This is a genomic window from Streptomyces sp. NPDC097981 (assembly GCF_040302565.1).
Taxonomy (GTDB): Bacteria; Actinomycetota; Actinomycetes; order Streptomycetales; family Streptomycetaceae; genus Streptomyces.
In genome coordinates this window covers 38890-53055 of record NZ_JBEORW010000052.1, presented here as the reverse complement: position 1 = coordinate 53055, position 14166 = coordinate 38890, and the positions used below count along the sequence as shown (strand labels likewise).

The following is a 14166-nucleotide window of genomic DNA, read 5'->3' as shown; positions in this document are numbered from 1 at the left end:
GCTTCAGAGTCCTGCCACGACAGAACTAAGGTGGTGGTCTTTCACCTCCACTCGAATAGTCAGCGCTTTTCACGGCGCACCTCGTCGTCGACCCAGGCGAACGGGCGGCCGGCGGCGTGGTCGACGAGGACCGAAGTCTTCCAGTGGATCCGCTGAATCCGTTGGATCCCCTCCCGGTCGTCTTCCTCGGACGGGTCCGGCCAGGCCACCACCGGCAGTTCCGGCAGCCCGATCCGCGGTGCGACCCACGTGTTCGCGTCCGCCATCCAGGTGGTCGCCCACACCAGTTCGCAATGCAGCGCCAGCAGGCGGGCCCCGAGGGCGGGATCGAGCCTGGCCAGCAGGGGATTCGCGTCGGCCCCAGGCCCGTACGTCGGGTAACCGTCCGGCAGCTCGTGGTAGGTGGCCCCGAACGGGATGAGCGGTCCGTCGATGTCGAGGAAGAGGAGGGGGCGCTGCCCCGAGCCGGCCGTTGCGGCAGGATAGCCGTACGTGGAACCCCGGGCCGTGTGTTCCCCTCTCCATGGGTGAGGAGGGGACGACCATGACGACATCGGCTGGGGCCACGGCCTGGAGAGCGGCGGTGGCGGGGCTCCTGTGCGCCGTGCTGGCGGCCTGCGGTACCCGGCATGCCGGGGAGGCCGCCGCGCCGCCCGCACCGGTGAAGGAGACCTGTGGCCTCGACCGGACGACGGGCGGTGGCACGGGTCTGCCGGATCCGCCGACGGAGGAGCAAGGCGGCGGTTACGCGGGGCCGCCGACGGATCAGGAGACCGGTGGTTACGCGGGGCCGCCGACGGATCAGGAGACCGGTGGTTACGCGGGGCCGCCGACGGATCAGGAGACCGGTGGTTACGCGGGGCCGCCCACCGATCAGGACACCGGGGCTCCTAATCCGCCCACCGACGGGGACATCACCAACGGCGCGGGCCCCTGCGGCGGTGCCGGGTGGTTCGACATGACCCGGGACTTCAACGCCTACTACGCCCAGCGGCGCACCGACGCGGACCGACTCCTGCCCGAGCAGGCCGTCCAGGAGGCCCGGGTCCGCAAGGGGCGGGACGCCGGCGAGGCCCTCGTGACCTTCACGACCGGGTCCGTCGGCAAGGGCCTCGGCGAGGACGGCCGCCGGGTGGCGCAGATGTTCGTCTCGTGGCGGCAGCAGGTGTACGGGGACAAGGGCACGGTGACCGTCCGGACTCCGGACGGGTACGTGGTCACCACCGAGCCCTGGTGAGCCGGGCCCGGGGCGAGCCCCCGGAGCCCCGGCTTCGGGTACGCCCGTCCAGCGCGCGGCGGGCTGCGGAAGCCGCCAACGCAGGGAGCCGGTCGGGGGCGCCGCGTACGGCCCTGCCGCGCACCGGGCCCCGGTCGGTGTCCACCACGGGCCGGTCCGGCACCGGTGGCGAGCAGCAGGAGGGCACACCACACGGCGCCCCAGCGGCGTGGGAAGCGGGCTGAGAAGCGGCCACGGAACATGCCCGACCGCCTTTCGTCCCTCCCATGCTGCCCGGAGAGGGGCGCAGGACTCGGTCGACGCCGGGCTCTCCACACGGTGCGGGTGGTTGCGCCGTTCGGGCCCGGGCCAGGGCCGCCCGGGGCCATGATGATGCGATGACGTGCGAGACGGAGCACCGGCCGGCCGAAGCCGCCCCACCGGGCCGCCCGATCGGGGCGTACGACGACCGGCTCGTCCTGGACGACCTGGAAGTTCATCCCGCCCTCGACGCCGGCGGCGCGGCCGCCGGGCTCGGTCTGCTCCCGGCCTACATACCGCGGCCGCTCGACGACCGGCTGTGCGAGGTCGTCGCCGCTGCCGAGAGGGGGCGGAGCGGGATCGCACTGCTGGTCGGCGACTCCTCCACCGGGAAGACCCGCGCCTGCTGGCAGGCGGTCAGGAACCTCCCGGCGCCGTGGCGGCTCTGGCACCCCCTGGAACCCGAGCCCGCGAAGGCCCTGTGGGAACGACTGGACCAGGTGGCACCGCACACGGTGCTGTGGCTCAACGAAGCCCAGCACTACCTCCTGGACCCGGTGTACAGCACCCGGATCGCCACGGCCCTGCGCGCGTTGCTCCACGACGACTCCCGCGGCCCCGTACTGGTGCTCGGGACGCTGTGGTGCAAGCACTGGGAGCTCCTCTCGGCCGCACCCGCCGACTCCGCGGAGCCCGACGCGTACGCGCAGACCCGCCGCCTCGTCGGGGACAAGAGCATCCGCGTTCCGGAGACGTTCACCGAGGCGGAACTGCGCAGCGGTCATGCCGCTGCCCTGGAGGACCCCCGCCTGGCGGAAGCCCTGCGCGACGCCCGGCAGGGCCAGCTCACGCAGTACCTGGCCGGTGCTCCCGAACTGGTCAAGCGCTACCGGAATGCGCCCGTCGCCGCGCAGGCACTGATCGAGGTGGCCATGGACGCCCGTCGCCTGGGCCACGGCCGCGATCTTCCCCTGGCGTTGCTGGAGGCCGGCGTGCCCGGCTACGTCACCGATCAGCAGTGGGCCCGCCTGGCACGTGACCCCGACTGGCTGGGGGAGGCCCTGCGGTACGTCGAGGACGACTGCCGAGGGGCGCTCGGTCCGCTGACCCGTCAGATCCCCGACCCGGCGCGGCGACAGCCGCACGCACAGGCTGCCACGGTCGGATACCGGCTCGCCGACTACCTCGAACAGTTCGCCGACCGGGAACGCCGGGACGTGTCCGCGCCCGCCGCCCTCTGGCAGGCGCTGCTCGACCACGGCAACCCGGAGGACCGGGCCTCTCTCGGCCGGGCGGCCGGCACGCGCGGGTTGTACCGGCTGGCGTTCGAGTTCCATGCGCGACGGGCCGAGGACGGCGAGTACCTCGGCATGCTGGTCGCGGCGGCCGTGTTGAAGGAGACGGGCAGGTTCGCGGACGCGACCGCCTGGTACGTGCTCGCCGCCCGGACCGACACCGAGGACACCGGGGACCGGGTCCACGCCATGGCGCAGGCCGCCAGGCTGCTGGACGAAGCCGGCCGGGTCGACGAGGCGGTCGAGTGGTACCGGCGCGTCGCGGAGGCCGACACCGACGGCATGAGCAGTGCCGATGCGATGTGGGCGGTCGTGGGTCTCTCCCGGTCGCCCGCGCAGGTGGAAGAGACCGTCGCATGGCTCCGGGCCCTTGCCGCCCGGACCGGAGCCCACGCCCTCTCGTTCGGGGCCCTCGCCGCGGAGGAGGCCGATGCGCTGCTGAACCACGTACAGGCTCCGGAGGCCGGCCGGGTCGAGAACGCCGGGGCGATCGACGACGGTGCCGCCCGCGCCGCTGCGGCCCCTGACGAGACGCCGTACACCACGGACCACTGGCCCGTCGAGCCCGGCACCGTGCGACGTTGGATCAAAGGCGTCGAAGTCACCGGCCTGTGGGAAGCCGCCGGATCGGCGACGCGGGCGGGGCGGATCGGCGAGGCCGTCGCCTGGTACCGGAGAGCCGCCGAACTCGACGACGACGCAGCCACCCGCGCGGCAGCCCGACTGCTGACGGCATCGGGGCGGCGCGCCGAGGGGGAACGGCTGCGCCGCTACGGATGGGAGCCCGTCGCCCTCCACGGTGCGGAACCGGAGGAGATGATCGGGCACGCGTGGGACGCCACTCCGCGTCTTCCGCGCGTCCGGCCCGGCACGGAACCGCCCCGTTGACCGGCGTCCGGTCGTCCCGGGGGAGTCGAGCACGGTGAATCAGGAGATCGCCGCCGCCTTGATTGCTGCGGGCGCCGCCGTCGCGGGGGGCGTGGTCACGGGCTGGTTCACCTGGGGTGCCGCCCGGCGTCAGGCGGACGCGGCGTGGGCGGCGGGCCAGCGCCAGGCGGACGCGGCATGGGCGGCCGGCCGGCGCCAGGCGGATGCCGCGTGGGCGGCCGGCGAGAGGCAGGCGGACGCGCAACTGGCGGTCGCCCGGCAGACCCTGAGCGCACAGGCGCGAGCCGTGGAGCGGGACGTACGCAGGGCCGCGTACGTCGCGTTCCTCGGAAAGGCGGACGCCGCCCACCGCGCCCTGCTCGCCCATCAGGCGGCATTGGGGACCGTGGACGGCCCGGCGCGCCGACGGGAGTTCGAGGCGGCGCAGGCCGCGGTCCGGGAGGCACTCAACGTGGTGCGCCTGGAAGGACCGGACGACGTCGTCACGGCGGCCGAAACCCTGGAGTCCGCCCTCTCGACCACGCCTGCGGGTTACGAAACGGCCGGCCGTGACTTCCTCGCCGCGGCACGAGCCGCCCTGACCGGTGCGTGAGTGTCCTAACGCCGCTGCAGCGCGCCCCGTACGAACGCCGCCTGTCCGGCGTGCTGCAGGTCGTCGGCGAGCACGCTGACCAGCCGCACCCCCAGGGTGACCGGCGGGTCCCAGCCGGCGTCGACCACCCGTTCGAGATCGGTGGCGGTGAGCCCCCGGATGAATCCGGTGCTCTGCTCGTGGACGGCGTCGAAGTACCCCAGCAGCAGCTCGCCCGATTCGACCAGGACCGTTCCGACCTGCCGGGGCGTGTGCCCGTAGCCGGTGGCCGCCGCGGGCAGCGGCAGGGCGAACCGGGTGAACCAGTCCTGGGCCGTCCAGACCCGCTCCAGACCCGACGCTTCCGCCACGTGGTCGTCCTGCACCCGGGTCAGATGCCACACCAGCCACGTGATCGAGTTCGCCTTCGGGTCGATCCGCGCGTTCAACTCCTCGGCCGAGAGCCCCTCGACCGCGTCGTGCACCACCTCCGCGATGCGCTCGTACGCATCGGCCAGTACCTCCGTAGCCTTCATGCACCGTCCCCAGACGTGTCCGCACGTACCGCCGACATGACGTACCGCATCGGCCGGTGCCCCGTGGCCACCGGCCGGTGTGGTGAAACCGTGTGATGAGCCGTGTGGTGAACCGCGCCTGCTACATGGGATCCATGCCCCGGTCGTCGATCTTGCCTTCCCGCTCGCTCTGCTCCTGGAGCCGGCGGGCCTTGTCCTGGAGCCTTCGGCGCTCTTCCGGATCGGTGGAGCGTTCGGCCGCCCTGTTCAGCTCCTGCGCCTTGTCGCGCAGTTGCCGGGACCGGCCCCGGGATTCGCCTGCGGTCATGATCACTCCTCGGGTGTGGGGGGGGTAAGGAGGGCGGATTCAGCGAAACAGCAGCGCCGCGCGGGCGCATCTCGAACCGTCCCGTCCGGTGACCGCCCGGAGAGCGGCTCCCCCGTTTGCCCGCCCCGAATGGCGCAGCGGAGCGGGGGGCCGCTGAATGTGACCGAGCGTGCGCTGCCCATGACCCATGTTGATCCGGCGTGCGATGTGCAGACCCGCGCGTCGGCGAACGGAGCTTTCCATGAATGACCCCATCACGCTCGCGGCGACGCCGGACGACGACCCCCGCGAGCTGCCCGGCACCACCGACGCGACGACCACGAGGACCGCGACGAGTACCGAACCCATACGCACCCTGCCGGAGACGGCCGAACGGGTGAGCCTCCTCAAGGAGACCGGCCAGAGCCCCGACCACGGCGATACCGGCCGGCCCGCCCGGCCTGCGGACCCCGCCGGACAGCGCCCCGCCGCACCGCAGGCACGGGACGAGCCGCTGTACGAGGAACCCTTCGACGACCCGTACGACGAGTCCTACGCGTCCTACGAGCAGTACCGGCGGGCGCACGGACGCACCGCGCACGGCAGCCCGTACGCCCCCGGCCGCACCGGGGCGCTGCGGCGCACGGTGCGCCGGCCGGTGGTCGCGGCCCTGCTGGTCTGCGGCGTCCTGCACCTGCCGGGCGACGTGACGGCCCTGCCGTCGCAGACCCCGCTCGCCTTCCTTCCCCTCCTCGCCGCCGTGCTGTGCCTCGGGCTCGGCGCGCTGCTCGCGGTGCGTGAGACCGCAGGGGTGTGGCGGGCCGGTGCGGCGGCCGCCGTCGCCGTCGTCGCCCTGCACGTGGTCGGCGGCGTCACGGGGTTCGACCCGCTGGCGGGCGCGGTGAGCGGCTCCCTGGCCTGGGCGGGCGCCACGGCGGTGCTCTGCGCCGCGGCCGCCGCGGTCCTGGCCGGCCTGGCCCTCGTGAACCGGTCGCCGCAGGCCCGGGCGGGCGCCGGCGGCTGACCGTGCGACGGGGGCGGAACCGGCTGCACGTGCCGCCTCCGCCCCCGACGCATGCGTACCGCCGCCCTACGCGAGCAGGTTGACCCCGCGCGTGAACACCCCGGGCAGCCGGGCCGCCAACGGGACGATCCGCCCCGCGAGCGGGGGCTGTTGGCGTGCCCACAGCAAAGACGCGGTCAGCGTGCGGTAGCTGCGCGACAGCTCCCGCCAGGCCCGCTCGTACGCCTGCGGCCGGCCTTCCCGTACACAGCGGACGAGTTCGCCCGCGGCGGTCACGGCCAGGGTGAGCCCCTCGCCGGTCAGCGCGTCCACGTACCCCGCGGCATCCCCGACGAACAGCACCCGCCCCGCGACCCGGACCCGCGCCCGCTGGCGCAGCGGCCCGGCGCCGCGCACCGCCGAGCCGGCACACCCGGCCAGCCGCGAGCACAGCAGCGGGAACCGGGCCAGCTGTACGTCGAAGGGGGCGCGCTCGGTGGTGAGGACCGCCACGCCGACCCGGTCGGGCCCCAGCGGGGTCACGTACGCCTCGCAGTGCGCCGACCAGTGGACCTCGACCAGGTCGCTCCAGGGTTCCACGGTGTAGTGGCGGCGCAGCCCATAGCGGGCCGGCCGGCGGGGGGCGGGCGGCGTCGCGAGGCCCAGGCCGCGCCGGACGGGGGAGTGGAGACCGTCCGCCGCCACGAGGTGGCGGGCCGTCAGACCGGCGGCGCCGACCCGGTCCTCGTCCTGGCGGACCTCGCCGACGCGCCGTGGGAGCACCCGTACGCCCAGCCGGTCGGCCCGTTCGGCCAGCGCCGCCTGGAGGACGGGCCGACGGGTGCCGAGACCCGGACCGGCGCGGAACAGCCCCTCCGCGTGCAGGCCGCTCACCCCGTCCAGGTAGCGGATCCCGTGGAAGGGCCGGCCCGGCACCGGCACGCCCAGCTCCCGGAGCCGGCGCACGGCCCCCGGCATCAGGCCCTCGCCGCACGCCTTGTCGATCGGTGTGGGTCGGGGCTCCAGGACCACGACCTCCATACCTGCCAGCGCCCCGTGGATGGCCGTGGCCAGCCCGGCCGGACCGCCGCCCGCGACGAGCAGGTCGATCACCGGGCCCCGTCCTCCGCCGCCACGGCACTGCGGTAGACAGGCGCGGCATGGGCCAGCGCGTCCGACTCGCAGCGGATGCGTACGCCCAGCAACAGGAGGTTCAGGAGGGTGAAGCCGGCCGCCGTCACCCAGGCGGTGTGCACCAGCGGCAGCGCCGCGCCCTCCACCACGACCGCGACGTAGTTCGGGTGGCGCAGCAGCCGGTACGGCCCCGCCGCCACCGGCGGCAGCCCCGGGATCACCAGGACCCGGGTGTTCCAGCGCGGGCCGAGGGTGGCGATGCACCACCAGCGCAGGGCCTGGGCCGCCAGTGCGAGGGCGAGTGCGTACCAGCCCAGCGCGGGCAGGAACGGACGGTGGGCGACGAGCGGTTCCACCACGCAGCCCAGGAACAGCGCGGTGTGGAGGGCGACCATCGCCGGATAGTGGCCGCGGCCGTACTCGATGGCGCCGAGCGACAGGCTCAACCGCGTATTGCGGCGGGCCACGGCGAGTTCGGCGAGCCGCTCGGCCGCGACGAGGCCCAGGAGCAGCAGGTACAGGGTGGTCGTGGTCATCGTGTCCACCGGGTTCATGGGGTTCATCGGGATCATCGGGATCATCGGGTTCATCGACATGGGGGTCACCAGCGCAGGAGGACGAGTTCGGAGGCGAAGCCCGGCCCGAAGGCGATCACCAGCCCGACCGAGCCCGGGGCGGGCGGTCCGGCGGCCTGGACCGAGTTCAGGATGTGCAGGACCGACGCCGAGGAGAGGTTGCCCGCGTCCGCGAGCGAGCGCCGGCTCGCCGCGAAGGCGCAGTCCGGCAGCGCCAGCGCATCCGCCAGCACGTCGAGGACCTTCGGCCCGCCCGGGTGGACGATCCACGCGTCGACGTCCGGCGGCTTGAGGTCGTGGCAGGCGAGGAAGGTCTCGATCTCCTCGGCCACGTGCAGCCTGATCAGGGCGGGCAGTTCACGGCCCAGGACCATCCGGAAACCCCAGTGGCCGATGTCCCAGCCGAGGAGCCCCTCGGTGCCCGGGTAGAGGCGGCTGCGCGAGGCCGCCACCGACGGCCCCGGTCTCGTGCCGTGCAGCGGATGGCCGCGACCCACCGCGAGCAGGGCCCCGGCCCCGTCGCCGAAGAGGGCCCCGGCCACCAGATTCGCCACGGAGGTGTCGGACGGCTGAAGGGTGAGGGAGCAGAGCTCGGTGGACAGCAGCAGGGCCGCGTGGTCCGGGTGGCCCGCCAGATGGTCGTGGAGGTGGCCGAGTCCGGCGGCGCCCGCGGCGCAGCCGAGGCCGAAGATCGGCAGCCGCTTCACGTTGCTGCGCAGCCCGGCACGGGCGGCGATGCGGGCCTCCAGCGAGGGCGTCGCGAGCCCGGTGACGGTGGTCGACATGACCAGGTCGATCTCGCGCGCCGTCAGATGGGCCGCGGACAGGGCGGCTTCGACGGCGCGGGTGCCGAGCTCCTCGGCCGTCTCCACGAAGAGGGCGTTCGTACCGCCGAAGTCGTTCGACGGACCGTAACGTTCCAGCGGGAGCGCGAGGTGGCGCCAATCGACGCGCACCGAGGCGTGCAGCCGGTGCAACAGGGCGGTGTCGGCCCCCGGGGGAAGGAAGCGGGCGAGCGCCGCCGCGATCTCGGACTGGCGATAGCGGTGGGGCGGGAACACGCTGCTCACTGCCAGGACACGCGTCATTGATTCAACATAGATAATAACTGACACTTTGTGAGGAATCCCGTAAACCGGGCGCGGCGCGGCTTAGCGTGAGCCCGTGCCCCCCGCCAGAGCCGCAGACGGAACCACTCCCGCCGCCACCGCGGAGCCCGGACGGCCCCGGCCCGCCGCCGGCCCGCCGCCCTCCGCCGTGTCCGGCCTGCTCGGGGCCTGCCATCCGGTACCCGCGGCCGCCGTGACGCTGTTCGCCGCCGCCCTGGCCGCGGCCGTGGGGCGCAGTCTCCCGGGGGCGGCGCTCACCGTGGCCGCCGTGGCCGCCGGCCAGCTGTCGGTGGGCTGGTGCAACGACCGGGTGGACCTGGGCCGCGACCTGGCGACCGGCCGCCGCGACAAACCCCTGGTCTCCGGCGCGGTACGGCCCGGCGTGGTCACGGCCGCGGCGCTCACGGCCCTGCTGCTCTGCGTTCCGCTGTCGCTGGCCACCGGACGGCTCGCCGGCTGCATCCATCTGTGCGCGGTGGCCGCCGCCTGGGCGTACAACCTGCGGCTGAAGAGCACCGCCGCCTCCTGGCTCCCGTACGCCGTCGGCTTCGGGCTTCTCCCCGGCTTCGTCACCCTCGGCCTGCCCGGTACGCCCTGGCCGCCGTGGTGGCTGACGACCGCGGCAGCCCTGCTGGGCGCGGGCGCACACTTCGCCAACGTGCTGCCCGACATCGACGACGACCTGGCCACGGGCGTGGCGGGCCTGCCCCACCGGATCGGCGCGCGGCGTGCGGCGGCCGCCGGGGGGCTCCTGGTCCTCGGCTCGGCCGTGGCCCTGGTCGCCGGACCGCCGGGGCGGGTGCCCCCGTACGCCTGGGGGCTGCCGGCGGCCATGGCCGCGGCGGTACTTTTCGGGGCCGGGCGGCGGACCGGCCGGAGCCGGATCCCGTTCCTGGCCACGATGGCGGTCGCCGGGGCCGATGTCGTCCTGCTGCTGGTGCGCGGGGCCGGCCTGGCCGGGCTCCGCTGAAGCGGCCGCAGGCTCAGGCGGCCGCGCCAGTGGGCGGACGGCGGGTCCGGGTCCACTCCAGCAGCTGCTCCCGCGGCCAGGTGTTCACGACCCGCCCGGCCGGAACCCCGCACTCCACGGCGCGTTCGCAGCCGAGCAGCTGCCAGTCCAGCTGGCCTGGGGCATGGGCGTCCGTGTCGATCGCGAACAGTGCCCCCGTCTCCGCGGCCAGCCGCAGCAGCCGGCGCGGCGGGTCCAATCGCTCGGGCCGGCTGTTGATCTCCACGGCGGTCCCGGACTCCGCACAGGCGGTGAAGACCGCCTCGGCGTCGAACTGCGACTCGGGGCGGGTGCGGCCCGTCACCAGCCGTCCCGTGCAGTGGCCCAGGACGTCCATCAGGGGGTTGCGCACGGCCGCCAGCAGCCGCCGCGTCATGGCGGGCGACTCCATCCGCAGCTTCGAGTGGACGGATCCGACGACGACGTCGAGCCGGTCCAGCAGTTCCGGCTCCTGGTCCAGGGAGCCGTCGGGCAGGATGTCGCACTCGATGCCGGTAAGCAGCCGGAAGGGCGCCCACGTCGCGTTCAGCTCGTCCACCGCCTCCAGCTGCTCGCGCAGCCGCTCCGGCGAGAGCCCCCGGGCGACCGTCAGGCTCGGTGAGTGGTCGGTGAGCACGGCCCACTCGTGGCCCAGCCCTGCCGCCGCCCGTCCCATGGCCTCGATCGGGCTGCCGCCGTCGGACCACTCGGAATGCAGATGGCAGTCCCCGAGCAGGGCCGCGCGCAGGGCGAGGGCGGCGGGGCTCGCCGACGGGCCCTCGGGGTGCGCCGCGACCTCGTCCTCCAGTTTCTGCAGGTACGCGGGGATCGCGCCGCCGAGCGCCTCCCGTACGACCTGGGCGGTTTTCGGCCCGATCCCCTTGACCGCTTCGAGGGTGCCGGCGTCGACCCGGCCCTGGACCTCGTGCTCGTCCATGCGCACGAGCGCGGCCGCGGCCGTCCGGAAGGCCTTCACCCGGTAGGTCGGTGCCTGCCCGCGCTCCAGCAGGAAGGCGATCCGCTCCAGTGCCGCGACCGGGTCCATCGAGGTGCCTCCCGGTTCCCCTCGCTCGGTCCCCCTGATGGCTCTGACTGCCACTGAGCCCAGTGTGACCGGGAACCCCAAGGATGTCTTGGGAAGGTCATAAGGTTTGTTTATGGGGTCATAAGTGAGGGGCGGGTGCCGGGTTAGGGTCGCCTTAGCTTAGGGTTCCCTTGATCCAGTCTTTTTGTCGGTCGAAGGGAACCTGTCATGCCTCGCCCCCTGCGGGTAGCAATCGTCGGTGCCGGCCCCGCCGGAATCTATGCCGCCGATGCGCTGCTGAAGTCCGAGGCGGCCGCCGAGCCGGGTGTCTCCATCGACCTCTTCGAGCGGATGCCCGCGCCCTTCGGCCTGATCCGGTACGGCGTCGCCCCCGACCACCCGCGGATCAAGGGCATCATCACCGCCCTTCACCAGGTGCTCGACAAGCCGCAGGTCCGCCTGTTCGGAAACGTCGACTACCCGGGCGACATCAGCCTCGACGAGCTCCACTCGTTCTACGACGCCGTGATCTTCTCCACCGGCGCGACCGCCGACCGGGCGCTCGGCATACCCGGCCTCGGGCTCGAAGGCTCCTACGGCGCCGCCGACTTCGTCTCCTGGTACGACGGCCACCCCGATGTCCCGCGCACCTGGCCGCTGGAGGCCGAGAAGGTCGCCGTGCTCGGCGTCGGCAACGTCGCCCTGGACGTCGCGCGCGTCCTCGCGAAGACCGCCGACGAGCTGCTGCCGACCGAGATCCCCGCGAACGTGTACGACGGCCTCAAGGCCAACAAGGCCCTCGAAGTCCACGTCTTCGGCCGCCGCGGCCCGGCGCAGGCCAAGTTCAGCCCGATGGAGCTGCGCGAGCTCGACCACTCGCCCAACATCGAGGTCATCGTCAACCCCGAGGACATCGACTACGACGAGGGTTCGATCGCCACCCGCCGCTCCAACAAGCAGGCGGACATGGTCGCCAAGACCCTGGAGAACTGGGCGATCCGCGACATCGGCGAGCGCCCGCACAAGCTGTTCCTGCACTTCTTCGAGTCGCCCTCCGAGATCCTCGGCGAGGACGGCAAGGTCGTGGGCCTGCGCACCGAGCGCACCGAGCTCGACGGCACGGGCAACGTCAAGGGCACCGGCCAGTTCACCGACTGGGACGTCCAGTCCGTCTACCGCGCCGTGGGCTACCTCTCCGACGAACTGCCCAAGCTGCCGTGGGACGTCGAGAGCGGCACGGTCCCGGACGAGGGCGGCCGCGTCATCGAGGCCGGTGAGCACCTGAAGTCGACGTACGTCACCGGCTGGATCCGGCGCGGACCGATCGGCCTCATCGGCCACACCAAGGGCGACGCGAACGAGACCGTCGCGAACCTCCTGGACGACCACGCGGGCGGCCGCCTCCGGACGCCCGCCTCGCCCGAGCCGGAGGCCGTCGAGGCCTTCCTGGCCGAGCGGAACGTGCGCTTCACGACCTGGGAGGGCTGGTACCGCCTCGATGCGGCCGAGAAGGCGCTGGGCGAGCCCCAGGGCCGCGAGCGCGTGAAGATCGTCGAGCGCGAGGACATGCTGAAGGCGAGCGGGGCGTAACCGTCACGCATTCACGGGTGGGGGCCGCCGTCGGCGGCCCCCACCCGTGCGTCCGGAACGCGGTGGGCGAACCCGGGCAGGCCGATCTGGCCGGCCCCGGGCGCCCGGGGCCGGTCGTGGGCACCCCGCGCCAGCCGCTGTCCGCCGCGGCACCGGCCGTTGTCACCCCGGGGGCGGCGACGGTGGCTGCGGATATGCAGGACGGATGGAGAAGTACGGTTACCGGGCCGCGGCCAATACTCGGCGGCCCCAAAAGCTGGAACCGCATGCCGGCCCCTCGTGTCGGGTCACGTATTTCACGAAAGAGCAGGACAGGGGCGGTGGTCGGCCGCGCCTGCTCTCCGCCCGGGTGGGCGGTGAATTTCTTGAACCCTACATAAGGGATCTTGTGCAGGTCGAGCCGGGGGGTTTGTTTCCGGCCCCGCCGGCATATCGGTTTACGGGTAAACGAATTCCCGGTCCGGTAGGTCAACTCGCCCCCGTCGGGCCCCACTCGAAGTCGGTTTCCGGTCGCGCGTGGCCCAATGTGAGCGGGTGATTCCGTATGACCCGGAACCGGCCACCCGTACGGGGGGTTCCGGGCGGCGGGAGCGCATTCATGGAATGCGCGGCCGCCCGCCGTGGTTCGGACTCCACGCAGAACCCGACCACCCTGCACGCACTGGAGAGTTCATGAAGATCGGCATCATCGGCGCAGGCAACATCGGCGGCAACCTCACCCGCCGCCTTACCGCCCTCGGACACGAGGTGTCCGTGGCGAATTCCCGTGGCCCCGAGACCCTGGCCGAACTCGCGAAGGAGACCGGGGCCGTCCCGGTCGCCGTCGCGGACGCCGCCAGGGGCGCCGAGGTCGTCGTGGTCGCCGTCCCCCTGAAGAACGTGCCGGACCTGCCCGCCGGCCTCTTCGACCGGGCGGCGAAGGGCTTCGTCCTCATCGAGACCGGGAACTACTACCCGAAGCGGCGCGACGGCCGCATCGCCGAGATCGAGGACGAGGGCCTGACCGAGAGCCGCTGGAGCGAGCGCCATCTGGGACACCCGGTGGTCAAGGCCTTCAACGGGACGTACGCCCAGGACATCCTGGACCGGCACCGCCCCGCCGGGGACCCGGACCGGATCGCCCTCCCGGTCGCCGGCGACGACGAGGCGGCGAAGAAGGCCGTCCGGGCGCTCATCGACGAACTCGGCTTCGACACCGTCGACGCGGGCGGCCTCGACGACTCCTGGCGCCAGCAGCCCGGCACCCCCGTGTACGGGCTGCGGGCGGGGGCCGGCGCCGTCGCGAAGGCCCTCACCGAGGCCTCGCCGGTCCGCCAGGAGGAGTTCAAGGACTGATGCGCGACCGGCCGGTGCGGGAGCGCGGGAACCTCGGGGACTCCGGCGCCGGCCCCGGTCGCACCGTGAGCGACGCCGTCCGCACCGAGCGCTGCCGGCTGCGCGCGACCGCCACGGGCTCCACCGGCGGCAGCCCGCTGATGGTGTACGTCCGGGGCGGCGCGAGCGGCAGTACGTGGACGAGCTCGGCGGGCTGGTCCAAGCTGACGGTGCCCTTCACCACCGGCGCCTCCGGAACGGTCACCGTCTACGTGCACGGCTGGTACGGACAGGGCGTGGTCTACGCGGACGACCTCTCGGTCGGGTAGATAGGCTCGCCCCGGCCGCCCGGGGTACGCACCGCCCCGCACGGGGC

At 73.6% G+C, this 14166-nt stretch carries 14 protein-coding genes and 1 pseudogene; 8 read left to right on the top strand and 7 right to left on the bottom strand.

All coding sequences use genetic code 11. From position 1 onward, the window contains the following. Positions 1-77 precede the first annotated feature (77 nt). Positions 78-434: pseudogene (locus ABTY04_RS34650) on the bottom strand (hypothetical protein); the annotation flags it as partial. A gap of 110 nt (positions 435-544) precedes the next feature. On the opposite strand from ABTY04_RS34650, the gene ABTY04_RS34645 reads away from it, so the two are divergent. From ABTY04_RS34645 to ABTY04_RS34635, 3 genes are all read left to right on the top strand, one after another. Continuing rightward, positions 545-1237: a hypothetical protein gene (locus ABTY04_RS34645; protein WP_352217417.1), complete on the top strand. Its 693-nt coding sequence runs from the start codon at positions 545-547 to the stop codon at positions 1235-1237. 377 nt (positions 1238-1614) lie between these two features. Further along, on the top strand, positions 1615-3660 hold the full coding sequence (locus tag ABTY04_RS34640; RefSeq protein WP_352217416.1) for a hypothetical protein: 2046 nt from the start codon (positions 1615-1617) through the stop codon (positions 3658-3660). Positions 3661-3694: 34 nt separating this feature from the next. Beyond that, the gene (locus ABTY04_RS34635; protein WP_352217415.1) at positions 3695-4252 is read left to right on the top strand and encodes a hypothetical protein; all 558 of its coding nucleotides are present in this window, start codon (positions 3695-3697) and stop codon (positions 4250-4252) included. Positions 4253-4257: 5 nt separating this feature from the next. Here ABTY04_RS34635 and ABTY04_RS34630 read toward each other — a convergent pair whose 3' ends face one another. Continuing rightward, positions 4258-4767, bottom strand: coding sequence for a mycothiol transferase (locus ABTY04_RS34630; protein ID WP_352217414.1), 510 nt, complete (start codon positions 4765-4767; stop codon positions 4258-4260). 121 nt (positions 4768-4888) lie between these two features. Further along, entirely contained in the window at positions 4889-5077 is a 189-nt protein-coding gene (locus ABTY04_RS34625; RefSeq protein ID WP_352217423.1) for a DUF6381 family protein, read from the bottom strand. Positions 5078-5315: 238 nt separating this feature from the next. On the opposite strand from ABTY04_RS34625, the gene ABTY04_RS34620 reads away from it, so the two are divergent. Further along, positions 5316-6077, top strand: coding sequence for a hypothetical protein (locus ABTY04_RS34620; protein ID WP_352217413.1), 762 nt, complete (start codon positions 5316-5318; stop codon positions 6075-6077). A 66-nt stretch (positions 6078-6143) separates the two neighbouring features. On the opposite strand, the gene ABTY04_RS34615 is transcribed toward ABTY04_RS34620, so the two are convergent. From ABTY04_RS34615 to ABTY04_RS34605, 3 genes are all read right to left on the bottom strand, one after another. After that, on the bottom strand, positions 6144-7169 hold the full coding sequence (locus tag ABTY04_RS34615; RefSeq protein WP_352217412.1) for an NAD(P)/FAD-dependent oxidoreductase: 1026 nt from the start codon (positions 7167-7169) through the stop codon (positions 6144-6146). After that, positions 7166-7726 (bottom strand): isoprenylcysteine carboxyl methyltransferase family protein, encoded by a 561-nt coding sequence (locus ABTY04_RS34610; protein ID WP_352217422.1) that lies wholly within the window; start codon positions 7724-7726, stop codon positions 7166-7168. The genes ABTY04_RS34615 and ABTY04_RS34610 overlap by 4 nt, the downstream gene beginning before the upstream one ends. A 65-nt stretch (positions 7727-7791) precedes the next feature. Further along, positions 7792-8853 (bottom strand): type III polyketide synthase, encoded by a 1062-nt coding sequence (locus ABTY04_RS34605; protein WP_352217411.1) that lies wholly within the window; start codon positions 8851-8853, stop codon positions 7792-7794. Between the two features lie 76 nt (positions 8854-8929). Here ABTY04_RS34605 and ABTY04_RS34600 point away from each other — a divergent pair, with 76 nt between their 5' ends. Next, positions 8930-9844 (top strand): UbiA family prenyltransferase, encoded by a 915-nt coding sequence (locus tag ABTY04_RS34600; protein WP_352217410.1) that lies wholly within the window; start codon positions 8930-8932, stop codon positions 9842-9844. A gap of 13 nt (positions 9845-9857) precedes the next feature. On the opposite strand, the gene ABTY04_RS34595 is transcribed toward ABTY04_RS34600, so the two are convergent. Continuing rightward, the gene (locus tag ABTY04_RS34595) at positions 9858-10907 is read right to left on the bottom strand and encodes a PHP domain-containing protein (protein ID WP_352217409.1); all 1050 of its coding nucleotides are present in this window, start codon (positions 10905-10907) and stop codon (positions 9858-9860) included. A gap of 207 nt (positions 10908-11114) precedes the next feature. Here ABTY04_RS34595 and ABTY04_RS34590 point away from each other — a divergent pair, with 207 nt between their 5' ends. The 3 genes from ABTY04_RS34590 to ABTY04_RS34580 all read left to right on the top strand — a co-directional run bounded on the left by ABTY04_RS34590 (position 11115) and on the right by ABTY04_RS34580 (position 14119). Further along, positions 11115-12476, top strand: a complete 1362-nt coding sequence (locus tag ABTY04_RS34590) for an FAD-dependent oxidoreductase (protein ID WP_352217408.1) — start codon at positions 11115-11117, stop codon at positions 12474-12476. 603 nt (positions 12477-13079) lie between these two features. Beyond that, positions 13080-13811, top strand: coding sequence for an NADPH-dependent F420 reductase (locus ABTY04_RS34585; RefSeq protein ID WP_352217407.1), 732 nt, complete (start codon positions 13080-13082; stop codon positions 13809-13811). Further along, positions 13811-14119 (top strand): hypothetical protein, encoded by a 309-nt coding sequence (locus tag ABTY04_RS34580; RefSeq protein WP_352217424.1) that lies wholly within the window; start codon positions 13811-13813, stop codon positions 14117-14119. The genes ABTY04_RS34585 and ABTY04_RS34580 overlap by 1 nt, the downstream gene beginning before the upstream one ends. Positions 14120-14166: the final 47 nt, after the last annotated feature.

Excerpts from the sequence above, each read along its gene's own strand:
- ABTY04_RS34605 (WP_352217411.1), bottom strand. The coding sequence starts at position 8,853 with ATGACGCGTGTCCTGGCAGTGAGCAGCGTGTTCCCGCCCCACCGCTAT.
- ABTY04_RS34630 (WP_352217414.1), bottom strand. The coding sequence starts at position 4,767 with ATGAAGGCTACGGAGGTACTGGCCGATGCGTACGAGCGCATCGCGGAG.
- ABTY04_RS34610 (WP_352217422.1), bottom strand. The coding sequence starts at position 7,726 with ATGACCACGACCACCCTGTACCTGCTGCTCCTGGGCCTCGTCGCGGCC.
- ABTY04_RS34590 (WP_352217408.1), top strand. The coding sequence starts at position 11,115 with ATGCCTCGCCCCCTGCGGGTAGCAATCGTCGGTGCCGGCCCCGCCGGA.
- ABTY04_RS34645 (WP_352217417.1), top strand. The coding sequence starts at position 545 with ATGACGACATCGGCTGGGGCCACGGCCTGGAGAGCGGCGGTGGCGGGG.
- ABTY04_RS34595 (WP_352217409.1), bottom strand. The coding sequence starts at position 10,907 with ATGGACCCGGTCGCGGCACTGGAGCGGATCGCCTTCCTGCTGGAGCGC.
- ABTY04_RS34580 (WP_352217424.1), top strand. The coding sequence starts at position 13,811 with ATGCGCGACCGGCCGGTGCGGGAGCGCGGGAACCTCGGGGACTCCGGC.
- ABTY04_RS34585 (WP_352217407.1), top strand. The coding sequence starts at position 13,080 with ATGCGCGGCCGCCCGCCGTGGTTCGGACTCCACGCAGAACCCGACCAC.
- ABTY04_RS34620 (WP_352217413.1), top strand. The coding sequence starts at position 5,316 with ATGAATGACCCCATCACGCTCGCGGCGACGCCGGACGACGACCCCCGC.
- ABTY04_RS34640 (WP_352217416.1), top strand. The coding sequence starts at position 1,615 with ATGACGTGCGAGACGGAGCACCGGCCGGCCGAAGCCGCCCCACCGGGC.